Below are 20,912 nucleotides of genomic sequence, written 5' to 3'. Positions count from 1 at the left end.
GCGGTCAGTGCCCCGCCGTCACGAGCTCGTCCGCACGGTCGCCGAGGGCTGCCGCCGGGGCTCCGGCGGCCGCGCAGAGGACGACTCCCGCGTCCTCGAAGTACGCCGCGACCTGCTCCAGGCCCGCCCGGTCGGCGTAGGAGGCGCCCGCCTCCACCGAACCGGCGACCAGCAGTACTTCCGCGAAGGCGGCGGCGGCCCGGTCGAGGCCGAAGGTGCGCCCGCTCGCCGGGTCGTGGACGAAGGCGTCCCCGTCCGACCACAGCAGCAGCGGCAGCAGCGCGTCGGCGGTGTCCGCCTCGGTCCCGGCCGGGACGGACGCGGCGGCGGAACCCAGCCGCCCGCCGAACCCGGACACCCGTACGCCGGCCAGCCCGCGGGCCCGCAGGTCGCGGATGGCGCCGACCGCCGCGAGGTACCGCCCCAGCCAGGGGCGTTCCGCGGCCGGCCGCTGTCCGGCGGCGCCGTCGAGCAGCCAGCGGGTCTCCAGCCGCTCCAGGGTGTCCTCGCCGAGGACACCGAGCCGGGCGCCGCCCGGGGTGGTGGACAGGAAGCCGTCCTGGTCGGCGTACAGGCGGTGGCGGGGGCCGTCGCCGGCCGGACCGGCACCGAGGGCGGGCAGGTCGGCGAGCTGGATGACGGGGTTGGTGAGGAAGTCCTGGAACTCCCCCGTCTGCCGGGCCTGGTCGGCGTCGGCGAGGTAGGCGTCGAGGTCCGTGTCGTCGGCGACGCGGATCAGCGTCGGGCCGACCACCGACATGTAGGCGCTGACGCCGTAGTTCTGGATCTGGAGGTAGAAGTCGGTGCCGAGGGAGCATTCGGCGCCGGGCTCGCTCAGCGAGCCCTCGTAGCCGACGACGACGGGGCCTTCGGGGCCGGCCGTGTCCTCGGTGCGGCCGGGGGTGAACACCACGGAGTGCGGGCCGACGAGATCGGAGCCGAGCAGCGTGGAAAGGTGGTCCGGATTCTCCAGGACGACCGTCGCGGAGCCCGTCGCGGAAAGCTCCGCGCCCGGCTTTCCGGTACCCCAGAGCATCAGATGCCGTTTGATTCCCGCCATGACTCCCCCTTCAAGGAATGCGAAGCGATTCGAAGCGATTCGGTGGACGCGCCGGACGCGCTGGACGCGCTGAAAGCGGCGGACCCGGTGGACTCGGTCGAGTCGGTTGACTTTGTGGCCGCGGTGGACGCGGTGGACGCGGTGGATCCGGTGATCGGAGCCCGGCCGGACTCCGGCCGGGGACGCGTCCGGGCAGGCCGGATCGGGGCCCGGCCCGAGTGGGGCCGGACCCGGACGGGGCCGGGGTCAGGCCAGGGCGGACAGAATCGTCCTGAGTTCTTCGGTGGCCGCCTGCGGACCGAGGCAATTCGCCACGCCGGTGACGTTCAGGACGACTTCGTCGACGCCCGCCTCCTCGTACTCCTTCAGCTGCGCGAGGAGTTCCGTGATGTCGCCGCTGAGGAATCCGCGCCCTTCGACGAGGGCCCGCGCGTCGAGCTCCCGGTCCGTGCCGGTGATGCCGATCCCGGACTTGCGCAGCATGTCGACGTAGTGCGGGAGTCCCAGGTGCGCGGCGTTGCTGGCCAGTGCGATCTCGCCGGGTGTCCGGTCGGTCCGGGCGAGGGCCAGGGGCACGATCGCGGTCAGCCTGGGCACCGGCCGGCCGGTCTTCGCCGCGCCCTCGCGCAGCGCCGGCAGGACGGTGTCCCGCAGGTAGGCGGCCGGGGTCAGCCAGGTGATCGCCACGTCGGCGACCTCCCCGGCGAGCCGGGCCATGGCGGGCCGCAGCACGCCGAGCCCGATCTCCACCGGGGCGGAGGGGAAGGGCGCGAGCTGCGCGTCACAGGTGACGTACTCGCCCTCCATCCGTACGTTCTCCCCGGCCAGCAGGCCGCGCACGGCCGTCAGGTACTCGCGGGCCGCGGTCAGTGGACTGCGGTACGGGGCCCCGCGCAGGGCCTGCTGGAGGGAGGGCGCCCCGGGCCCGAAGCCGGCGGTCACCGGCTGCCCGGTGGCCAGGGCCAGCGAGCGGGCCTGGAGCGCGGCCTCGTAGGGGTGGCGCAGCGGCATGAGCGTCACGCCCAGCCCGGTCGGGACCCGGAAGCCGGCTCCCGCGGCGTGGACGAACCCGTGGTGGGGTTCGACCATCAGGGACTGCCCCTGCCAGAGCCGCTGGGCGTGCGTCCAGTGGACGAGGCCGGCGTAGGGGAGGATCTGTTCCGGCCGGCGCGGCAGGAACGGTATGAGTACCGAGTAGGCGGTCATGGTGTCGTGCTCCCCTCTTCCTTCCTCGTACTGCGTTGCGGGATCTGCGGCTCTGCGTTGTGGGATCTGCGGCTCTGCGTTCTAAACCCAGTCGAAGGTTTCACGCCGGTCGGAGTGCGGCTTGCCCATGCCGGCGCAGTTCCGGAAGTCGACGTCCTCGAGTTCCACCACGGAGAGGAAGCAACGGGCCCTGTCGGCCGCCTGACCGGACGCGGTGAGTGTGTCCTGGGTGGGCGGGTGAATGAAAGGCCCGGAGAAGGTGAGTCCGGCCGCCACCGCGAATCCCGCGATGACGGAGGCGATTCGAGCGCGCCCGCCGAGCTTGGTCTTCTTCATCGTTTCCCCCTGTGTGGATCGTCGTCGTTCCGACATGGATAAGACTGCCGTTCGCTGGTCGGACTTTCGAGCGAATCTGGACGCAGCTTCCTGCGTCGGTGTGTGCAACAAGCTGCACGGACGCGGGAACCAAAACCGGTGGGAATGCTTCCGTTACCCATGGTCAGCCGGTGTCCGCGTTCGTATGATCAGCCCACCGTGCTGACCACACGGAGCACCACCACAAGGGGGAACATTGCGCGCCGGAAGCCTCGTGCACTTGGGGATGACAACCGAGGACGAAGACCTGTACAGATGCCTGCTCCGCCTCACGGAGGGCACACCCGCCGTACTGGCCGAACACCTCGGGGCGCCGCTGCCCGAGGTGGAGGAGTGGCTGGCGCGGCTGGAATCGATGGAGCTGACCTCCCTGGCGGACAACGGCAGCATCCGGCCGGCCCCGCCCGCGATCGCCGTGCAGCGGCTCATCGACCTGCGGCTGAGGGAACTGCAGGAGGAGCTGAGGCGGGTGACGGCCGAGCAGCGGGTGGTGGAATCGCTGCTGGCGGAGCGGGACGCGGTACGCCCGGTCATGCGCGGGGCGTCGGAGCGGCCGGCCATCGAGCGGGTGGAGGGGACGCCCAACGTCCGGGCGGTGATCGACGAGCTGACGTTCTTCACCCGTGAGGAGGGGCTGACCACCCAGCCGCACGGGGCGCTCAGCGCCGCCAGCATCGAGGCGTCGCGCCCGCTGGACGCCCGCATCCTGCGGCGGGGCATCAAGATGCGCACGATCATGCGCCCGGCGGCGGTGGAGGACGCCCCGACGCTGGCCTACCTCCAGGAGATCTCGGCGATGGGCGCGGACATCCGGATCTCGGACAAGCCGCTGGAACGGATGCTGGTCTTCGACCGGGCGGCGGCGCTGACCCCGATCGACCCGCAGGACCCGCGCCTGGGGGCGCTGGTGATCCGCGAGACGGGACTGGTGGCCAACCTGGTCTCGCTGTTCGAGCGGATGTGGTCGGACTCGGTCCCGCTGGCGGAGGCGGTCGCGGCCCGCCAGGGACCGGAGGGCGGGCTGAGCGAGATCGAGCGCAAGGTGCTGACGACCATGTACGAGGCGGAGAAGGACGAGTCGGGAGCGCGCGAGGTGGGCGTATCGGTCCGCACGTACCGCAAGTACGTGGCGGACCTGATGCAGCGCCTGGGGGCGACGAACCGCTTCCAGGCGGCCCTCCTGGCCCGCGACCACGGCTGGATCTGACGGAGCTGCCGGCCCCCTCGCTTCCGGTCGGGGTCGGGCGGAGCCTCTGGCCGGGCGGCGGCGACTGCGCCGCCGCCCGGCACCGGGCCGGCCGGTGGCGGCCTTCATCTTTACGGGGCATGGACGCCGGCAACTCCCGTGTGAGCAGTACCCGTCCCAAGGGACGAAGGGGACGCCATGAAGGGGAACCAGCACACCACCGGTCAGCGGATCAAACTGCTGCGCGGAGCCGTCACCCAGGAAGAGCTCGCCGAAAGCGCCGGCCTGTCCATCGCCACGATCCGCAAGGCGGAGCAGGACCGGGGACAGATCTCGCTGCCCACCCTCCTCCGGCTCGCCCATGCCCTGGGCGCCGACATCTCCGTGATCGTGGGGCAGCAGGCGCCCAGGAGGGCGATGCTCTCGGACGACCGGACCACCGTGCGCGAGCTCTCGCGTACGGTCCACGACACCGCGGCAGGCATCGGTACCGACAGGGAGCCCGTCGACTTCGCCGACGATCTCGCGGCCGGATGGGATGCCTACCGGGCCGGGCGCATCGGGGTGGCCGGCCAGCTCGCCGCATCTTGCGTCTCCGACGCGGCCACGGCCCTGTCGGCCGCCGCCGAAGACCGCCGCATGACCGCACACGCCCCGCTCCCCGCGCTCCCCGCGGACGTAGGCCCCGTTCCCTCCCCGCCGAAGGCGGGCCTCGTCCCCGCAGGACCGGTCGTCCCGGGCCGGGCGGGGTACCGCCTAGCCTGGGCGGCATGAGCGACAGCAGCAGCGAGTTCCACGAGGTCCTGCACTCCCTGCGGGTGTGGGAGGCGCCGCTTCCCGGCTTCGATCCGGCCGGGGCCCCCGCCGCGCCGACGGCGCTGTTCCGGGAGTGGTTCCTGCACGCCGCCCGGGCGGGGCAGCCGGAGCCGCACACGATGAGCCTGGCGACGGTCGACGCCGAGGGGCGGCCCGACGCGCGCGTGCTGATGCTGCACGACGCCGACGAGCGGGGCTGGCACTTCGCCTCCCACTCCACGAGCGCGAAGGGCCGCCAGCTGGCCGGCCGGGCCGACGCGGCGCTGGTCTTCTACTGGCCGTCGGTGGGCCGGCAGGTACGGATCCGGGGCCGGGTCGTGGCCTGCGGGCCCGAGGAGAGCCGGGCGGACCTGGCGGTGCGTTCGCGCGGGGCGCTGGCGGCCGCGCTGACCGGCCGGCAGAGCGAGGTGCTGGGCTCCGCCGAGGAGCTGGCGCGGGCCTCGGCGGCGGCGTGGGAGCGGGCCGCGGCGGAGCCGGACGCGCCGGCGCCGACCTGGACGCGGTACGTACTGGAGCCCGCGGAGGCGGAGTTCTTCCAGGGTGACGCCGCCCGCCGGCACGTCCGCCTGCGCTACCGCCGTTCGGCCGGGGACTCCTGGCTGCGGGAGCTGCTCTGGCCCTGAGCGGCGGGCCCGTCCGGCCGGAACACCGCCACCCGCACCCCCTCCGCGGCCTCCCGGAAGGCGACCCGCAGGGGCATGCCGACGCGCAGGTCCTCGTACGGGCAGTCGACGACCTCGGTCATCATCCGGGGTCCCTCCTCGAGGTCGACGACGGCCGCCGCGTAGGGGACGCGCGTACCGAAGGGCGGCAGGTCGTTGCGGTGGACGACGGACCAGGTGTAGAGGGTGGCGCGGCCGCTCGCCGGCTCCCAGGCGACGCGGTCCTCGCCGGCCCAGCACAGGGGGCAGAACTCGCGCGGGTAGTGGTGGGCGCGCCCGCAGTCGGCGCAGCGGCGCAGCAGGAGGCGGCCTTCGGCGGCGGCGTCCCAGTAGGGGCGGGTGAACTCGTCCGGCTCGGGGAGGTCGTACCGTACGGCGCTCACAGCAGGATTCCGATCGTCGCGTCGAGGGACCAGGTCTGCCAGGACATCGCGAGGAGCGCGACGAGCGAGATGAGCGCCATCATCGCGTTCTGCCCCTGTTCGGCCCAGTCGTGGATCATCAGGACCAGGTAGAGCAGGTTCAGGAGCAGCCCGCCGGCGAGGGCGACGGGGGTGAGGAAGCCGAGCACCAGGCCCAGCCCGAGGGCGAGTTCGGCGTAGACGACGGTGTACGCCATCAGCCTGGGCCGGGGCCGGACGACCTTGTCGAAGCCGGTCCTGACGAAGGTCCAGCGGTGTTTCCCGGCGACGTCGGCGGCCCAGGCGATGCCGGTGCCGCGCTCGAACCAGCCCTTCTTGTCCTTGTGCCGCCAGCTCTCCAGCCACCAAAGGCCGAGGCCTATCCGCAGCACGGCGAGCCATTCGGCGCCGGTGAGCCAGATGGTCTGCACGGTTCGCCCCTCCACCCCTCGATCTGACGATACGTCAGTTCAGCGGACCGGAGCGGATCGCGCAAGGCCCCGCGTCAGGGTGCCGAGAACAGCCGCCCGTACCCGGCGATCCCGCCCGTCGGCCCGCCCGCCGCGCGCAGGGCGGCCCACAGCAGCACCTGGTTCGCGGTCAGCACCGGCCGGTCCAGCTCCGCCTCCAGGGCCTCGATCACCCCGACGGCCCGGAAGCCGTTGCCGCCGACGACCACCGCCTCGGCCTCGTCGGGGACCTGCTCCAGCACCCAGCCGTACAGGGCGTCCGGCCGGATCAGCGCCTGCCCGCTGGGCAGCCCGCACGGAGCGGCGTACGGAACCCCGAACCCGGCCTCCTCGTAGTAGCCCCGCCCCAGGTCGCTCAGGGTGGCGTCGAACCAGGGCGGATCGACCAGCGCGAGCCGCGCGACGCCGAGCGCGCGCAGCGCCTCGACGGCGGCGGCGCAGGTGGCGACCACGGGCAGCCCGCCGGCGCGCTCGCGCAGCCGGTCGAGCATGTACGCCTCCCCGCGCGCGCCGATCACGTACGCGGAGCTGGTGAAGGCGTAGGCGATCGCCGCCACCGGCGCGGCGGCGAGCAGCTCGGCCGCGTCGTCCACGTGCGGCGGCTCGGCGAAGGCCCGCACCGGGGCGAGCGGCACGGTCGGCCCCATCGCGCCGCCGGGCCCCATCGCGGCGAACGGCACCCGGGCGGTGTGCAGGCCCACGTCCGACGGGGCCATGGCGCGCAGCTCCGATTCGGGGCCGACGTCGGCGTGGGGGGTGAGGACACCGAGGCGGACGCGCACGTCCCACCCGTCGGGCTGCCACATCGCGCACGCACTCCTCTCCGGGATCGAATGCCCCACTTTGTCATCACTCGTGCCGCCATGGCGGCGGGCCGCGCCGGGCCCGCCGCCGCCCGTGATCGATCCGCAATCGATTCCCTCCTCGTCCGAGACCCATCAACGCTGGGTGTCGATACGCTCACTGCCCATGTCCGAGCCCGACCTGACCTCCACCGAGCCCCGCCCCGTGTACGTGATCGGCGCGGGCCCCGGCGGCCTCGCCGTCGCCGCCGCCCTGCGCGCCCGCGGGGTGCGCGCGGTGGTCGTCGAGCGGTCCGGCGCGGTCGGCTCCTCGTGGCGCAACCACTACGAGCGGCTGCGGCTGCACACCACCCGGCGGCTGTCGGCCCTGCCGGGGCTGGCGATCCCGCGCCGGTTCGGACGCTGGGTCGCGCGGGCCGACGTGGTCCGGTACCTGGAGAAGTACGCCGAGTTCCACGAGCTGGAGCTGGTGACCGGGGTCGAGGTGACCCGGATCGAGCCCGCCGCCGACGGGGACGGCTGGACCCTGCACGCCTCCGGCGGGCGCCTGCTCGCGGCCCGCGCGGTGGTGGTGGCGACGGGCTACAACCACACCCCGGCACTCCCCGACTGGCCGGGCCGCGACACGTACACCGGACGGCTGCTGCACGCCCGCGACTACCGCGACCCGGCCCCGTACGCCGGGCAGGACGTGCTCGTCGTCGGCGCCGGCAACACCGGCGCCGAGATAGCCGTGGACCTCGCCGAGGGCGGGGCCGCCCGGGTGCGGCTCGCCGTGCGCACCGCCCCGCACATCGTGCGCCGCTCCACCCTGGGCTGGCCGGCGCAGCGCACCGGGATCCTGGTGCGCCGGCTCCCCGTCCGGCTGGTGGACCGGCTGGGGGCGCTCGCGGCCAAGACCGTCCCCGACCTGTCGGCGTACGGACTCCCGCGCCCGGACACCGGCCTGTACAGCAGGGTCCGGCAGGGGGCGGTGCCGGTGCAGGACGTCGGCCTGATCAAGGCCGTGCGCACGGGCCGGGTGGAACCGGTGGCCGCCGTGGCCGCCTTCGACGGCGCCGAGGTGGTGCTGGCCGACGGTACGCGGATCACCCCGGACGCGGTGGTGGCGGCGACGGGCTACCGGCGCGGGCTGGAGGGGCTGGTGGGCCACCTGGACGTACTGGACGACCGCGGCCGCCCCGTCTCCCATGGCGCCCACGCCCCGCGGAACGCCCCGGGCCTCCACTTCACCGGGTACACGAACCCGATCAGCGGCATGTTCCGCGAGCTGTCCCTCGACGCCGTACGCATAGCCAAGGCCCTCTCCCGCCGCTAGAGGGCCGAAATCACCCTGTACCGGACCGGACGCCTCTGCCACCGTTCAAGCACATCACCTCCACCACCTTTCCTGCGCAGCCCTGTTCCTGACGGCGCGTCAGTTCAGTAATCTGACTACGCGTCAGCTAGGGACTCATCGAGCAGGGCGGGGCGAAGCGATGCTTGGATCTACTCACGGCACCCTCACCACCGACTTCCGCGCGCGCGTCGAGGCCTGCGGGGAGACCCCCAGGACGGCCGTCCACTCCACGGCCACCGCCGAGGACACGGCCGCGCTGGACGTCAGCGGACGGCCCCTGCGCTCCGACGTGCCCGACCTGGACCGGTTCTTCCGGCCCGAGTCCGTGGCGGTCGTCGGCGCCTCCGACGCCGAGGGCAGGCCCAACACCGGCATCACCCGCCAGCTCATCGCCTGGGCCGAACGCGTCGGCGCCCGCGTCCACCCCGTGCACCCCACCCGCACCACCGTCTTCGGCCTGCCCTGCCACCCCTCCGTGGCCGCGCTGCCGGAACAGGTCGACCTCGCGGTGCTCCTCGTCGCGGACCCGGTCCCCGTCATCGAGGAACTCGCCGACACCAAAGTCAAGTTCGCCGTCGCCTTCGCCTCCGGCTTCGCCGAGACGGGCGACGCGGGCGCCGCCGCCCAGGCCCGCCTCGCCGCCGCCGTCCACCGCTCCGGACTGCGTCTGCTCGGCCCCAACACCAACCTCAACGCCTTCCAGGAGTTCCGCGACGACCTCGACGGCCCCGCCATCGCCCTCATCACCCAGTCCGGCCACCAGGGGCGGCCCGTCTACACCCTCCAGGAGCTGGGCATCCGCCTCTCCCACTGGGCGCCGACCGGCAACGAGGCCGACCTCGAAACCTCCGACTTCATCTCCTACTTCGCCGAGCGGCCCGAGGTCGGGGCCATCGCCTGCTACGTCGAAGGCCTCAAGGACGGCCGCTCCTTCCTCCTGGCCGCCGACCGCGCCGCCCGCAACAAGGTCCCCGTCGTCGCCGTCAAGGTCGGCCGCACCGAGACCGGAGCCCGCACGGCCGCCTCCCACACCGGCAAGCTCACCGGGGCCGACACCGTCGTGGACGCCGCCATGCGGCAGTTCGGGGTCATCCGGGTCGACGGACTGGACGAGCTCCAGGACACCGCCGCCCTCCTGGCCCGCGCCCGGCCGCCACGGGCCGACGGGGTCGTCGTGTACTCCATCTCCGGCGGCACCGGCGCCCACTTCTCCGACCTCGCCACCGAGGCGGGCCTGACCCTGCCGACCCTCTCCGAGGCCAAACAGGCCGAGCTCCACCAGTGGATCCCCTCCTACCTCGACGTCGCCAACCCCGTCGACAACGGCGGCCACCCGGTGGGCGACTGGCGCGGCCGCAAGATCATCGACGCGCTCCTCGCCGACCCCTCGGTCGGCGTCCTCATCTGCCCGATCACCGGCCCCTTCCCCCCGATGAGCGACCGGCTCGCCCAGGACCTCGTCGACGCCGCCGAAGCCACCGACAAGCTGGTCTGCGTCATCTGGGGCTCCCCCGTCGGCACCGAGGAGGCCTACCGCACCACCCTCCTCGGCTCCTCCCGCGTGGCCACCTTCCGCACCTTCGGCAACTGCATCACCGCCGTCCGCGCCTACCTCGGGCACCACCGCTTCACCGCCTCCTACCGCTCCCCCTTCGCCGACGCCCCCCGCACCCCCTCCCCCTCCCACCGCAAGGCCCAGGCCCTGATGCGCCCCGGCCAGCAGCTCAGCGAACACGCCGCCAAGCAGCTGCTGCGCGCCTACGGCATCCGCGTCCCGCGCGAGCAGCTGGTGACCAGCGCGGCGGCCGCCGTCCGCGCGGCCGGCCTCGTCGGCTACCCGGTCGTCATGAAGGCCTCCGCCCCCCAGCTGGCCCACAAGACGGAACTCGGCCTGGTCAAGGTCGGCCTCACCTCGGCGAGCCAGATCCGCGACGCGTACCGCGAACTGACGGACATAGCCCGCTACGAGAACGTCCCCCTGGACGGCATCCTGGTCTGCCAGATGATCGAACGCGGCGTCGAAATGGTCGTCGGCGTCACCCAGGACCCCCTCTTCGGCCCCACCGTCACCGTCGGCCTGGGCGGCGTCCTGGTGGAGGTCCTGGGCGACACGGCGGTCCGCGTACCCCCCTTCGGGGAGGACCAGGCCCGCACGATGCTCCGCGAACTACGCGGGCACGCCCTGCTGGAAGGCGTACGGGGGGCACCCCCGGCGGACGTGGACGCGCTGGTGGAGGTCGTCCTGCGGGTGCAGCGGATGGCGCTGGAACTGGGCGACGAACTCTCCGAGCTGGACATCAACCCCCTCATGGTCCTCCCCCGCGGCCAGGGCGCGGTGGCGCTGGACGCGCTGGCCGTGTGCCTCTGACGCCGCTGCGCGGGGCCGTCCCCGCCCCACCCTTCGCCCGTTCCCCGGAGCTCCGCCCCGGCCCCCTTCCTGGGGGCCAGCCCCCAGCCCCCCCGCGCCTCAAACGCCGGCGAGGCTGGATGTACCTGCGCAGCCCGCCCGCCTGCGGACCGTCTCCTGGGGGCCAGCCCCCAGACCCCCGCGCCTCAAACGCCGGCGAGGCTGGAGTTGCCGACCAAGCTGGATGTACCTGCGCAGCCCGTCCATCTGCGGACCGTCTCCTGGGGGCCAGCCCCCAGACCCCCGCGCCTCAAACGCCGGCGAGGCTGGAGTTGCCGGCCGAGCTGGAGCAGCACACCTGCGTGGGCAAACCACGGGCGGGCGGCCGGACAACGGACGCAAGGGGGCGGGGACGGGGTGGGGTGTTGTCCGGGGCTAAAACGAGATGAATTCGGCGCGCGGTGCCTCGTACGACTCAGACCCGGAACGGGCGCCGAACATCGAAGCCCGCCCCGGACGACACCCCACCCCGGCACCGCCCCCGACCCACCCGAAGCCACCCCACCGAACCCGGCCCGGCAGGGCAACACCGCACCCCGGCACCGTCCCACAGGGCAACCGCCCCGACAGCGCAACCCCCACCCCCACCCCCACCCCGCCCAGCCGGGCACCCCGCCCCACCAGACAACCGCCCGGCCAGGGCACGGGCAACCGCCACCCCGACAGGAGCCCCCGCACCCCATGGACGAGATCCTGCACCGCGTCGAGGCCAGCGTCAGCTGGATCACCCTCAACCGCCCCGACGCCATGAACGCCCTCACCCCGGACCAGCGCGACCGCGTCATCTCCCTGCTCGGCACCGCCTCCGCCGACCCCGGCATCCGCGCCGTCGTCCTCACCGCCACCGGCAAGGGCTTCTGCGCCGGCGCCGACCTGCGCGGCGGGGCGCCGGTCACCGGCGACCGCGTCGCCGGTGACGTCGCCCGGATGATCCGCCTCGGCGCCCAACGCCTGATCACCGCGGTCCTCGACTGCGAGAAGCCCGTCATCGCCGCGGTCAACGGCACCGCCGCCGGCATCGGCGCCCACCTCGCCCTCGCCTGCGACCTCGTCATCGCCGCCGAAACCGCCCGCTTCATCGAGGTGTTCGTCCGCCGCGGCCTCGTCCCCGACGGCGGCGGCGCCTACCTCCTGCCCCGCCTCCTCGGCCCCCAGAAAGCCAAGGAGCTGCTGTTCTTCGGTGACGCCGTCCCCGCCGAGGAGGCCGCCCGCCTCGGGCTGGTCAACCGGGTGGTCCCGGCCGACGGGCTGGAGGCCGCCGCCCGCGACTGGGCGGAGCGCCTCGCGCAGGGCCCGACCCGTGCCCTCGCGCTCACGAAGCAGCTGGTCAACGCCTCCCTCGACGGCGACCGCGCCACCGCCCTCGCCGCCGAGGCCACCGCCCAGGAGCTCAACATGACCACCGCCGACGCGAACGAGGGCGTGGCGAGCTTCGTGGAGCGCCGCACCCCGAAGTACCTGGGCCGCTGACCGCTGACGCGCCCGCCCGGCGGGGCGCGCACCCCGCCGGCCGGTCCCCGCCCCCGACCCCCGCCCCCGCCCCCGCCGCCCCGCTACCTCCGCGGCTCCGGCTTCAGCAGCGCGAACACCGCCCCGGCCGGGTCGGAGGCCCAGGCGATCCGGCCGACCTCGGGCACGTCCTCCGCCGGCATCAGCACCGCGCCGCCGTGCTCCTCGGCCGCCGCGACGGTGGCGTCCACGTCCGCCACCTGGAAGTACGGCACCCACCGCGGCACCATCGTCGACGCGCCGCCCGCGCCCTCGCCCTGCGGCGCGACCCCGCCGAAGGACCCCTCCTCCTGGTCCCCGTCGCCGACGCTCAGCACCCGGTACGTCATCCCCGGCGCCTCCATCTCGGCGGACCGCCAGCCGAACACCCCGGTGTAGAACCGGATCGCGGCGACCGGGTCCGGTACGTGGAGCTCCACCCACACCAGCGTGTTCTCCTCGGAGGCGATCTCCAGCCCGCCGGTCTTCCCGGGCTGCCAGGCGGCGAACTGCGCGCCCTGCGGGTCGGTGAACTGGGCCAGCCAGCCCTCGCCCATGACGTCCATGGGCTCCGTCCGCACCTGCCCGCCCCCGGCCCGCACCGATTCGGCCGTGGCCCGCATGTCGGGGCTCTGGAAGTGCACCATCCACGCCGACCGCGCGCCCTCCTCGGTGAGCGGACCGAGTGCGGCCACCGTCTTCCCGCCGAGGCGGAAGAAGCCGTACCCGCCCGCCTCGGGTCCGGCGGAGACGAACTCCCAGCCGAGGACCGCCCGGTAGAACGCGGCGGCCGCGCCGGTGTCGGGGCTGCCGAGGTCGAGCCAGTTGGGTGAGCCGGTACGGAACGCGGTGCCGAGCATGGGGTCCTCCAGCGGGTGGGGCGACACGGTCGCTGGCCACCTTGCCCACGCCTCGCGCACGCGACGGCGTACGGCCGCCCGAGGCCGGGCGGATTCACCCGTTCGGGGGTCGCGGGCGGCGGTCCTCAGCCCCCGACGGCGAGCCCGACGCCGAACAGCAGCAGCACCAGCAGGCCGGCCACCGTGACGCCGACGCCCCGCGCGAGCATCGTCAGCGGCCCCGCGTCCCGCGCGCGGGCGTACAGCGCCCCGGTCACCGGGAGCACCGCGAGCCCGGCCACCCACGCCCAGGCCGGCCCGAAGGGCAGCCCGCGCCGCCATCCCTCGGCCGCGTACAGCGCGGCGAGGGCCGCTCCCAGCAGGACGGCCAGGGCGGCGGCGGGCAGGCCGGTGCGGCGGCCCAGCGCCCGGGCCGCGGCGGTGACGGGCAGCGCGAACAGGACGGTGTGCAGCAGCCCCAGCAGCGGGAACAGCACGATCCCGAAGCAGAGCAGGAACATCGGCCCGAAGATCCCGCCGTCGGCGGGGTCCCACCCGGGCTGCCGCGAGGCGTGCAGCGTGGCGGCCCCCAACAGCAGCAGCGGCTGCCCGGCCGCCATGGCCACCGCCCCGGGCAGCTCCCGGCTCCAGACGGATGCCGACCCGCTCCCGCCCGATCCGCGCAGCACACGCGCCCCGCGGACCACGCCCAGCTCCCGCACCTCGTGCGCCATCGTGCCCCGCCCCTCCGACTTGAACACGTTCAACCGACCGGCACCCTACACCCGCACCCGGCACCCGCCCGGCACCCTCCCCCCACCCGCACTCCACCCCCTTCCAATCTGACACTCCGTCAGCTTCAATCGTCATGTGATGGGACACGCAGGGATGGCGGCCACCGTCGTCCGATACCTCAGATCAGCCGGCTCCCCCACCTCCGGCGGGCAGCCCGGCGCTCCCCCGGACTTCGTCCCGGGGTACCCCCCGCCCCGCCCCGGCCTGCGGGCCGTCGGCGCGGACGAGCGCGCGCCCGTCAGTCCCGCCGAGTTCCGGGCCGTACTGGGCAACTTCGCGAGCGGCGTCACGGTCGTCACCGCCCCGCCCGCCGACGGCGAGGAGGGCCCGGCCGGCTTCGCCTGCCAGTCCTTCGCCTCGCTCTCCCTGGACCCGCCGCTGGTCACCTTCATGGTGGCCCGCACGTCGGCCACCTGGCCGCGCATCGCCCGCGCCGGGGTGTTCTGCGTCAACATCCTCGGAGCCGAGCAGGGCGGGCTGTGCCGGGCCTTCGCGGTCAGCGGCGCCGACAAGTTCGCCGGCGTCTCCCACCAGCCCGCCCCCGCGACCGGATCCCCGCGGCTGGACGACGTACCGGCCTGGATCGACTGCCGGATCCACGCCGTCCACACCGGCGGCGACCACCTCATCGTCGTGGGCCGGGTCGAAGCCATGGGCGCGGCCGACGAGGGCGACCCGCTGCTCTTCCACAAGGGCCGCTTCGCCCGCCTGGCCGACTGACCGCCGCCCCCGGCCCCGGGCCCTCCCCACGCTCCCCACGCCCGCGCCGGCGCCGGCGCTGACCTGAGGACCCGGCGCGCACGGGGGACTCCGTACGCGCCGGGCCATTCGGATCAGAACGTGAGCACCCCGCGCGCGACCCGCCCGTGGTGGGCGTCGTCCGCGGCCTTCGCGAAGTCCTCCACCGGGTAGACCTCCGTCACCAGTTCGTCCAGCAGCAGCTTCCCCTGCCGGTAGAGCTCCGCGTAGAGCGCGATGTCGTGCTGGGGGCGCGAGGACCCGTACCGGCAGCCCATGATCGTCTTGTCCAGGTACATGGAGGACACCAGGAAGGACGCCTCCTCCTTGAAGCCAGGCACCCCGAGGAGCACCGCCTGCCCGTGCCGGTCGAGGAGGTCGACGGCCTGCCGGATCAGCTTGACGTGGCCCACGCACTCGAAGGCGTGGTCCGCGCCCGTCGGGAGGACCTCCCGGACCGCCGCCGAGGTGTCGGCCACGGCCGAGGCGTCGACGAAGTGGGTGGCGCCGAACTGCCGGGCCACCGCCTCCTTCGCCGGGTTCGCGTCCACCGCGACGATGACCGCCGCGCCCGCGATCCGGGCGCCCTGGATGACGTTGAGCCCGATCCCGCCGGTCCCGATGACCACGACCGTCTCACCGAGGCCGACCTTCGCCCGGTTGAGGACCGCGCCCACGCCGGTGAGCACCCCGCAGCCGATCAGCGCGGCGGAGGTCAGCGGAACGTCATCCGGGATCTTGACCGCCTGCACGGCCTTGACCAGGGTCCGCTCCGCGAACGCCGAGTTGGAGGCGAACTGGAACAGCGGCTGTCCGTCCCGCGAGAAGGGCCGGTCCGGCATCCCGATCGCCTTGCGGCACATCGTCGGACGGCCCCGGTCGCAGTCCGCGCAGGTCCCGCAGTTGGCGAGGGTGGACAGCGCCACGTGGTCACCGGGCGCCACGTGCGTCACCCCCGCCCCCACGGCCTCGACCACGCCCGCGCCCTCGTGCCCGAGCACGACCGGCTGCGGGAAGGGGATCGTCCCGTCGATCACCGAAAGGTCGCTGTGGCACAGCCCGGCCGCCGCTATCGCGACCAGCACCTCCCCCGGTCCCGGATCCCGGATCTCCAGGTCCCCGACCACCTGGGCCTGCTTGCCGTCGAACACGACGCCTCTCACCTGGGCTCCTTAGGCAGGCCGAGCACCCGCTCGGCGATGATGTTCCGCTGGATCTCGTCCGAGCCGCCGTAGATCGTGTCGGCCCGGGTGAACAGGAAGAGGCGCTGTTCCTCGTCGAGCCCTCGTTCGTACGGGTCCCCCCGCGCCCAGAGCCCGGGCCCGGCCGTCGCGACCGCACCCCGCACCTGGACGGCCAGTTCCCCGAGCCGCCGGTGCCACCCGCCCCACAGCAGCTTCGCCACGCTGGGCGCACCGGCGTCGCCCGCACCCCCCGCACCCCCCAGCGTCCGCAGGGCGTTCCAGCGCATGGTGCGCAGCTCCGCCCACTGCCGTACGAGGCGCTCGCGCAGGACCGGGTCCGGCGCGCCCGAAGCCGCGTACGCCTTGACCACGCGCTCCAGTTCGGCGGCGAAGCCGATCTGCTGGACCAGGGTGGAGACGCCGCGTTCCAGGGCCAGCAGGCCCATGGCGACGGCCCAGCCGTTGCCCTCGCCGCCGACGGCCTCCCGCGCCACGGCCCCGTCGAAGAAGACCTCGTTGAACTCCGCCGTCCCGGACATCTGCCGGATCGGCCGGACCTCCACCCTGCCCGGCTGGTCCATGGGGACGAGGAGGAAGGACAGCCCCCGGTGGCGGCGGGAGCCGGCCTCGGTGCGGGCCAGGACGAAGCACCAGTCGGCCTCGCGGGCCAGGGAGGTCCAGATCTTCTGCCCGGTGACGCGCAGCAGCCCGTCCGCGGTGTCGCGTACGGCGGCCGTGCGCACCGCGGCGAGGTCGGATCCGGCGCCGGGCTCGCTGTAGCCCTGGCACCACAGCTCCTCGCCGCGGGCGATCGGGGGCAGGTAGCGGTCCTTCTGCTCGCGGCTGCCGTAGGCGATCAGGGTGGGGGCGAGGAGGTTCTCGCCGATGTGGCCGACCCGGGCGGGGGCGCGCAGCGCCGCGTACTCCTCGGCCCACACCACCTGTCCGGTGAGGGAGAGCCGCCGGTTGCCGTAGCCCTCCTCCTGCCAGCCCTGGCCGATCCAGCCGCCGCGGCCCAGCTCGCGCTCCCAGTCGCGGCGGATCCCGGCGCCTTCGTATTCGCTGCCCGGTCCGCCGAGGCCGGCGGCCCGCGCGTACGGGCCCACGAGGTGCCCGGTGAGCCATGCGCGGGCGCGGGCGCGCAGCTCTTCGTCCTCGGGCCCGAAGCTGAAGTCCACGGCGCTCCCCTCAGGCGTTGGGCCGGTCCTTGGCGGCGGCGGCCTTGGCCATGGCTTCGAGCTGGGCGAGCATCGGCATCGGGTCGGTGCCGACGGTTCCGGGGAGGAAGTCGGCGATCTTCTCGGGGGTCCAGGCGCCTTCGGCGTAGCCGGCGCGGAGCTCGCGCGGCTGGGCCCAGACGGCGATCTTGGGGCCGGCGATCGTGTAGACCTGTCCGGTGATGTCCTCGGCCTTGGCGCGGTCGCTGAGGAGGTAGGTGACGAGCGCGGCGACGTCCTCGGGCTCGCCGATCTCCTTGAGCTCCATCGGCACGTTGGCGGACATCCGGGTCCGGGCGACGGGCGCGACGGCGTTGGCGGTGACCCCGTACTTGTTCAGCCCGAGGGCGGCGCTGCGGACGAGGGAGATGATCCCGCCCTTGGCGGCGCTGTAGTTGGCCTGGGCGACGGATCCGGCGTGGTTGCCGCTGGTGAAGCCGATGAGCGTGCCGGAGCCCTGCCGGCGCATGACGGCGGAGGCGGCGCGGAAGACGGTGAAGGTGCCCTTGAGGTGGGTGGCGACGACGGGGTCCCACTCCTCCTCGGACATGTTGAACAGCATCCGCTCGCGCAGGATCCCGGCGACGCAGACGACGCCGTCGAGGCGCCCGTACTCGGCGAGGGCGGTGTCCACGACGCGCTGACCGCCGGCCATGGTGGAGATGTCGTCGGCGACGGCGACGGCCTCGCCGCCGGCGGCGTGGATCTCCTTGACCACGTCCTGCGCGACCTCGCTGGTCGGTTCGCCGCCCCCAATCCCGACGCCGTGGTCGTTGACGACGACCTTGGCGCCCTCGGCGGCGGCGGCGAGCGCCACCGCCCGGCCGATGCCCCGGCCCGCGCCGGTGACGGCGACCACCTTGCCTGCCAAGAAGTTCCCCACGGCCGACCCCTTCCCGTGTTTTCTGACGGACCGTTAGATTCTATGGCCAGTCGGATCCCTTCACACAAGCCCCGGGCCCTAGGAGCTGATGGCCGGTGACCCTCCCTCCCGAGTTCCACGACATCGCCGAGCGCGTCAACAACTGGGGCCGCTGGGGCGCCGACGACGAGATCGGCACCCTGAACCTGATCACCGACGAGGTGGTGCGCGCCGCCGCCGCGGAGATCCGTACGGGCCGCCGGATCCCCCTCGCGCTCCCCTTGAAGGAGGACGGCGTCCAGGCGGGCCTCATCCCGGGCCGGGTCAACCCCCTCCACACCATGGTCCAGATCAACCAGGAGCTCTTCGGCCCGGGCACGGTGGCGTGCAGCGACGACGCCGTGACGATGGGACTCCAGTCGGCCACCCACTGGGACGCCCTGACCCACGTCTCCCACTCGGGCCGCATCTACAACGGCCGCCCGGCGTCGACGATCACCGCGCACGGACGCTCGGAGTTCAGCGGCATCGACAAGGCCCGGCACATCGTCTCGCGCGGGGTCCTGCTGGACGTGGCCCGCGCCAAGGGCCTGGACCGACTCCCGGGCGGTCACGCGGTCACCCCGGACGACCTCGGGGAGGCGGAGGAGTTCGGCGGCGTCACGGTCCGCGCGGGGGACGTCGTCCTCGTCCGCACCGGCCAGGTCCAGGTCTACCTCGCGGGCGACAAGCACGGCTACGGATTCCCCTCCCCCGGCCTCTCCGTCCGCACCCCGCTGTGGTTCCACGCGCGGGACGTGGCGGCCGTCGCGAACGACACCCTCACCTTCGAGATCTTCCCGCCGGAGATCGAGAACCTCTGGCTGCCGGTGCACGCGCTGGACCTGGTCGAGATGGGCATGCACCAGGGCCAGAACTGGAACCTGGAGGAACTGTCCACAGCCTGTGCGGAAGCGGGCCGCTACCGCTTCTTCCTCTCCGCCATGCCGGAACCTTTCGTCGGCGGCACCGGCACCCCGGTGGCCCCGGTGGCGGTCCTGTGACCCGTCCCATCACGCCACGGCCGCCGGGCCCGACCGGGAACCCGGGCCGGCCAGCGGAAACGGTGCATTGACCACACACCTGATCGGATACTCCTGTGCCGTCCGAGGCTGGTGCACACGGCAGTTATCCACACAAGAGCCGCAACCCGGCCGAATCCCCCCTTCATGCACCCGACCCGACTTCGGAACGATGAGTCCCGCGACTCCCAGACCGCCGCCACGAGCGGCGTCCACCTGGCTGCCGAAGACGAAAAGGGGAACACCCATGTCACCGCGCAAGATCCTGGCGATGATGACCGTGACCGCGGCCCTGATAGCGGGCCCGGTACTGACAGCCGAAGCCTCCACCTCGACCGCCTTCTCCCAGCAGACCCGCGCGGCGGGGCTGACCGCCCCGCAGGCGGCCGAGCTCCAGCAGCGGGTCGACGCCGTCCTCGCGTCGGACCCGCAGGCCCGCCAGATCTCCGCGAACAAACTGACCGTCGCCGGCGGCGAGCTCGTCGTCAGGGCCCCGGGCCAGACCGAGACCCGCGACCTGGCGGCCCCGGACACGGCGCTGGCCTGCGACAACGGCCACCTGTGCATCGTGGACGGCCGCGGCTACACCTACGACTACTACCGCTGCGGCTACTACGGCTTCAGCGGCATCGGCGACGGCACGTTCAACAACAACCAGACCTCCGGAACCCGGGCCCGCTTCTACAACTCCGACGGCAGCGAGCGCTGGTCGCACGTGGCCAAGGGCACGGGCACGGCGTCCTGGACCCCGGTCTACCACATCCGCCCCTGCTGACCCGACCCCTCGACCGGGCCGCCCGCACCCCGCCCGACCGGCGCCGGTGCGGGCGGCCTCGGCGCGTCACGCATCGGCCGCGAAGCTGAACCAGACGACCTTGACGCAGTCCCCCTGCGCGACCGCCGCCCAGTCGTCGGCGGTCGCGGCGACGAGCGCGAGCCCCCGACCGCGGGTCGCCATCAACCCGCCGCCGGTGCCTCCCACGGGCCACCGCTCGGGCGCGCAGTCGTAGACGTACACGGTGACGTGCCCGCCGAGCAGGCTGACCTCGACGGCGATCTCGGCGGTGTCGGTATGCCGGTGGGCGTTGGTCACGACCTCGGACACACACAGCCGGGCCCGCTCCCCCAGCTCCCCGCACCCGGCACTCCGCAGTACGGACACCACCCAGTCCCGGGCGACCTTGACGGTCTCGGCCCGGCTGGGCGCGACCATCCGGTAGCTGAGGCCTTCCGCCGGCACGGGCCCGGCGTGACGTAATGCGCTCGTGTTCATCGTGGTCGTCTCCCAACGCTGTACGAGTTCGCGGCGCGCGCACCATGCGTGGCTTTGGCCGCCCCAGATGACACGCGCCCCAAGGCGCGTACCGACGGCTGCACTTCGGACTTTCTGGTGTGCGACGCGGTGTCACGAAAAACGTCAACCATGCACCGGTGCCGTCTTGTTCGCATCTGTCCGCTCGACCGATGGGCGAGGCCGGAGGCATGACGGGCCCGGCAAGCGGCCGGTCAGCTGTCGGTCGATCAGGCGAAGATCAGCCACATCGAGGCGGGGGCGCCTCGGCATCGCGAGGAGCGGATCAGAAGTCCTCCTTCTCCGGAGGCAACGGCGAGAACTGCATCGAGGTCGGCCGGCAAGCCGGCCACATCCTGATGCGCGAGAGCGACGAGCCGGGCCACGTCATCACCACCACCCGGGCCAAGCGCGCCGCGCCCGCCGGCCGGCGGGCGCGGCCCGACAACCACGCACCGGCGCGGACGTGTTTCCCCAGGGGCGGTTCAAGACTGAGAGGCCCTCGCCGCCGGGTCAGCCGCGGCACTGCCACCACAACGCCGCGTGGAACCATTCGCATTTGTGTTCACGTCATTTGACGGGTAGACAAGAATGGTCGCGAACGCAGCTCGACTTCGGGGGGCGGGTCAGAAGTGACCGACCACGTACCGATCAATCCGTGCACGATTCCGCAGTTCACGGGTGATCTGGACGCGCTGGAGCAGGACCGTAC

The 20,912-nt window shown here is 73.6% G+C and carries 22 protein-coding genes; 10 read left to right on the top strand and 12 right to left on the bottom strand.

What is annotated here, in order from left to right:
• Positions 1–4: 4 nt before the first annotated feature.
• The 3 genes from mpaB to ACZ51S_RS28595 form a co-directional block, all read right to left on the bottom strand.
• Complete coding sequence (mpaB, locus tag ACZ51S_RS28605; protein ID WP_468479506.1) at positions 5–1,060, bottom strand: daptide biosynthesis RiPP recognition protein; 1,056 nt, start codon at positions 1,058–1,060, stop codon at positions 5–7.
• A 246-nt stretch (positions 1,061–1,306) separates the two neighbouring features.
• Positions 1,307–2,266, bottom strand: coding sequence for an LLM class flavin-dependent oxidoreductase (locus tag ACZ51S_RS28600; RefSeq protein ID WP_468479505.1), 960 nt, complete (start codon positions 2,264–2,266; stop codon positions 1,307–1,309).
• An 81-nt stretch (positions 2,267–2,347) separates the two neighbouring features.
• Positions 2,348–2,602 (bottom strand): hypothetical protein, encoded by a 255-nt coding sequence (locus ACZ51S_RS28595; RefSeq protein WP_468479504.1) that lies wholly within the window; start codon positions 2,600–2,602, stop codon positions 2,348–2,350.
• Between the two features lie 265 nt (positions 2,603–2,867).
• Here ACZ51S_RS28595 and ACZ51S_RS28590 point away from each other — a divergent pair, with 265 nt between their 5' ends.
• The 3 genes from ACZ51S_RS28590 (at position 2,868) to ACZ51S_RS28580 (ending at position 5,266) form a co-directional block, all read left to right on the top strand.
• A complete protein-coding gene (locus ACZ51S_RS28590) occupies positions 2,868–3,848 on the top strand; it encodes a LuxR C-terminal-related transcriptional regulator (RefSeq protein WP_468479503.1) in 981 nt (326 codons plus the stop codon).
• Between the two features lie 177 nt (positions 3,849–4,025).
• A complete protein-coding gene (locus ACZ51S_RS28585) occupies positions 4,026–4,601 on the top strand; it encodes a helix-turn-helix domain-containing protein (RefSeq protein ID WP_468803624.1) in 576 nt (191 codons plus the stop codon).
• Positions 4,598–5,266, top strand: coding sequence for a pyridoxine/pyridoxamine 5'-phosphate oxidase (locus ACZ51S_RS28580; RefSeq protein WP_468479517.1), 669 nt, complete (start codon positions 4,598–4,600; stop codon positions 5,264–5,266). The genes ACZ51S_RS28585 and ACZ51S_RS28580 overlap by 4 nt, the downstream gene beginning before the upstream one ends.
• Here ACZ51S_RS28580 and ACZ51S_RS28575 read toward each other — a convergent pair.
• The 3 genes from ACZ51S_RS28575 to ACZ51S_RS28565 all read right to left on the bottom strand — a co-directional run bounded on the left by ACZ51S_RS28575 (position 5,215) and on the right by ACZ51S_RS28565 (position 6,982).
• Positions 5,215–5,688, bottom strand: a complete 474-nt coding sequence (locus tag ACZ51S_RS28575; protein ID WP_468803623.1) for a Zn-ribbon domain-containing OB-fold protein — start codon at positions 5,686–5,688, stop codon at positions 5,215–5,217. The genes ACZ51S_RS28580 and ACZ51S_RS28575 overlap by 52 nt on opposite strands.
• Entirely contained in the window at positions 5,685–6,137 is a 453-nt protein-coding gene (locus ACZ51S_RS28570) for a DoxX family membrane protein (RefSeq protein ID WP_468803622.1), read from the bottom strand. Before ACZ51S_RS28570 ends, ACZ51S_RS28575 begins: the two co-directional genes overlap by 4 nt.
• A gap of 74 nt (positions 6,138–6,211) precedes the next feature.
• Positions 6,212–6,982 (bottom strand): maleate cis-trans isomerase family protein, encoded by a 771-nt coding sequence (locus ACZ51S_RS28565; RefSeq protein WP_468479501.1) that lies wholly within the window; start codon positions 6,980–6,982, stop codon positions 6,212–6,214.
• A gap of 163 nt (positions 6,983–7,145) precedes the next feature.
• Here ACZ51S_RS28565 and ACZ51S_RS28560 point away from each other — a divergent pair, with 163 nt between their 5' ends.
• The 3 genes from ACZ51S_RS28560 to ACZ51S_RS28550 all read left to right on the top strand — a co-directional run bounded on the left by ACZ51S_RS28560 (position 7,146) and on the right by ACZ51S_RS28550 (position 12,195).
• The gene (locus ACZ51S_RS28560) at positions 7,146–8,297 is read left to right on the top strand and encodes a flavin-containing monooxygenase (protein WP_468803621.1); all 1,152 of its coding nucleotides are present in this window, start codon (positions 7,146–7,148) and stop codon (positions 8,295–8,297) included.
• Between the two features lie 160 nt (positions 8,298–8,457).
• Positions 8,458–10,686, top strand: a complete 2,229-nt coding sequence (locus ACZ51S_RS28555) for an acetate--CoA ligase family protein (RefSeq protein WP_468803620.1) — start codon at positions 8,458–8,460, stop codon at positions 10,684–10,686.
• 720 nt (positions 10,687–11,406) lie between these two features.
• Complete coding sequence (locus tag ACZ51S_RS28550) at positions 11,407–12,195, top strand: enoyl-CoA hydratase/isomerase family protein (RefSeq protein WP_388942964.1); 789 nt, start codon at positions 11,407–11,409, stop codon at positions 12,193–12,195.
• 83 nt (positions 12,196–12,278) lie between these two features.
• Here ACZ51S_RS28550 and ACZ51S_RS28545 read toward each other — a convergent pair whose 3' ends face one another.
• Positions 12,279–13,073 carry a VOC family protein gene (locus ACZ51S_RS28545; protein WP_468962446.1) on the bottom strand — a complete coding sequence of 265 codons (795 nt, stop codon included), beginning with the start codon at positions 13,071–13,073 and terminating at the stop codon, positions 12,279–12,281.
• A gap of 125 nt (positions 13,074–13,198) precedes the next feature.
• Positions 13,199–13,819, bottom strand: coding sequence for a hypothetical protein (locus ACZ51S_RS28540; protein WP_468888065.1), 621 nt, complete (start codon positions 13,817–13,819; stop codon positions 13,199–13,201).
• Positions 13,820–13,940: 121 nt separating this feature from the next.
• Here ACZ51S_RS28540 and ACZ51S_RS28535 point away from each other — a divergent pair, with 121 nt between their 5' ends.
• On the top strand, positions 13,941–14,567 hold the full coding sequence (locus ACZ51S_RS28535) for a flavin reductase family protein (protein ID WP_468804725.1): 627 nt from the start codon (positions 13,941–13,943) through the stop codon (positions 14,565–14,567).
• A gap of 113 nt (positions 14,568–14,680) precedes the next feature.
• On the opposite strand, the gene ACZ51S_RS28530 is transcribed toward ACZ51S_RS28535, so the two are convergent.
• Genes ACZ51S_RS28530 through ACZ51S_RS28520 form a run of 3 tightly spaced genes read right to left on the bottom strand, consistent with a single transcriptional unit; the run spans position 14,681 to position 17,869 of the window.
• Positions 14,681–15,748: a Zn-dependent alcohol dehydrogenase gene (locus ACZ51S_RS28530; RefSeq protein ID WP_468962388.1), complete on the bottom strand. Its 1,068-nt coding sequence runs from the start codon at positions 15,746–15,748 to the stop codon at positions 14,681–14,683.
• Positions 15,745–16,947, bottom strand: a complete 1,203-nt coding sequence (locus ACZ51S_RS28525) for an acyl-CoA dehydrogenase family protein (RefSeq protein WP_468888068.1) — start codon at positions 16,945–16,947, stop codon at positions 15,745–15,747. The genes ACZ51S_RS28530 and ACZ51S_RS28525 overlap by 4 nt, the downstream gene beginning before the upstream one ends.
• A 10-nt stretch (positions 16,948–16,957) precedes the next feature.
• Entirely contained in the window at positions 16,958–17,869 is a 912-nt protein-coding gene (locus ACZ51S_RS28520) for an SDR family oxidoreductase (RefSeq protein WP_468479494.1), read from the bottom strand.
• A gap of 95 nt (positions 17,870–17,964) precedes the next feature.
• Between ACZ51S_RS28520 and ACZ51S_RS28515 the strand changes: the two genes are divergently transcribed.
• On the top strand, positions 17,965–18,891 hold the full coding sequence (locus tag ACZ51S_RS28515) for a cyclase family protein (RefSeq protein ID WP_468888070.1): 927 nt from the start codon (positions 17,965–17,967) through the stop codon (positions 18,889–18,891).
• A gap of 265 nt (positions 18,892–19,156) precedes the next feature.
• On the top strand, positions 19,157–19,684 hold the full coding sequence (locus tag ACZ51S_RS28510) for a hypothetical protein (RefSeq protein WP_468962386.1): 528 nt from the start codon (positions 19,157–19,159) through the stop codon (positions 19,682–19,684).
• Between the two features lie 66 nt (positions 19,685–19,750).
• Here ACZ51S_RS28510 and ACZ51S_RS28505 read toward each other — a convergent pair whose 3' ends face one another.
• A complete protein-coding gene (locus tag ACZ51S_RS28505) occupies positions 19,751–20,182 on the bottom strand; it encodes an ATP-binding protein (RefSeq protein WP_468479491.1) in 432 nt (143 codons plus the stop codon).
• Between the two features lie 191 nt (positions 20,183–20,373).
• On the opposite strand from ACZ51S_RS28505, the gene ACZ51S_RS28500 reads away from it, so the two are divergent.
• Positions 20,374–20,778, top strand: a complete 405-nt coding sequence (locus ACZ51S_RS28500; RefSeq protein ID WP_468962384.1) for a DUF397 domain-containing protein — start codon at positions 20,374–20,376, stop codon at positions 20,776–20,778.
• Positions 20,779–20,912 lie beyond the last annotated feature (134 nt).

Source organism: Streptomyces sp. NPDC034043, from assembly GCF_055575675.1.
This window is presented reverse-complemented; position numbering and strand designations above follow the sequence as displayed.

Excerpts from the sequence above, each read along its gene's own strand:
- mpaB (WP_468479506.1), bottom strand. The coding sequence starts at position 1,060 with ATGGCGGGAATCAAACGGCATCTGATGCTCTGGGGTACCGGAAAGCCG.
- ACZ51S_RS28600 (WP_468479505.1), bottom strand. The coding sequence starts at position 2,266 with ATGACCGCCTACTCGGTACTCATACCGTTCCTGCCGCGCCGGCCGGAA.
- ACZ51S_RS28595 (WP_468479504.1), bottom strand. The coding sequence starts at position 2,602 with ATGAAGAAGACCAAGCTCGGCGGGCGCGCTCGAATCGCCTCCGTCATC.
- ACZ51S_RS28590 (WP_468479503.1), top strand. The coding sequence starts at position 2,868 with ATGACAACCGAGGACGAAGACCTGTACAGATGCCTGCTCCGCCTCACG.
- ACZ51S_RS28585 (WP_468803624.1), top strand. The coding sequence starts at position 4,026 with ATGAAGGGGAACCAGCACACCACCGGTCAGCGGATCAAACTGCTGCGC.
- ACZ51S_RS28580 (WP_468479517.1), top strand. The coding sequence starts at position 4,598 with ATGAGCGACAGCAGCAGCGAGTTCCACGAGGTCCTGCACTCCCTGCGG.
- ACZ51S_RS28565 (WP_468479501.1), bottom strand. The coding sequence starts at position 6,982 with ATGTGGCAGCCCGACGGGTGGGACGTGCGCGTCCGCCTCGGTGTCCTC.
- ACZ51S_RS28560 (WP_468803621.1), top strand. The coding sequence starts at position 7,146 with ATGTCCGAGCCCGACCTGACCTCCACCGAGCCCCGCCCCGTGTACGTG.
- ACZ51S_RS28555 (WP_468803620.1), top strand. The coding sequence starts at position 8,458 with ATGCTTGGATCTACTCACGGCACCCTCACCACCGACTTCCGCGCGCGC.
- ACZ51S_RS28550 (WP_388942964.1), top strand. The coding sequence starts at position 11,407 with ATGGACGAGATCCTGCACCGCGTCGAGGCCAGCGTCAGCTGGATCACC.
- ACZ51S_RS28545 (WP_468962446.1), bottom strand. The coding sequence starts at position 13,073 with ATGCTCGGCACCGCGTTCCGTACCGGCTCACCCAACTGGCTCGACCTC.
- ACZ51S_RS28535 (WP_468804725.1), top strand. The coding sequence starts at position 13,941 with ATGGCGGCCACCGTCGTCCGATACCTCAGATCAGCCGGCTCCCCCACC.
- ACZ51S_RS28510 (WP_468962386.1), top strand. The coding sequence starts at position 19,157 with ATGTCACCGCGCAAGATCCTGGCGATGATGACCGTGACCGCGGCCCTG.
- ACZ51S_RS28505 (WP_468479491.1), bottom strand. The coding sequence starts at position 20,182 with ATGAACACGAGCGCATTACGTCACGCCGGGCCCGTGCCGGCGGAAGGC.
- ACZ51S_RS28500 (WP_468962384.1), top strand. The coding sequence starts at position 20,374 with ATGGGCGAGGCCGGAGGCATGACGGGCCCGGCAAGCGGCCGGTCAGCT.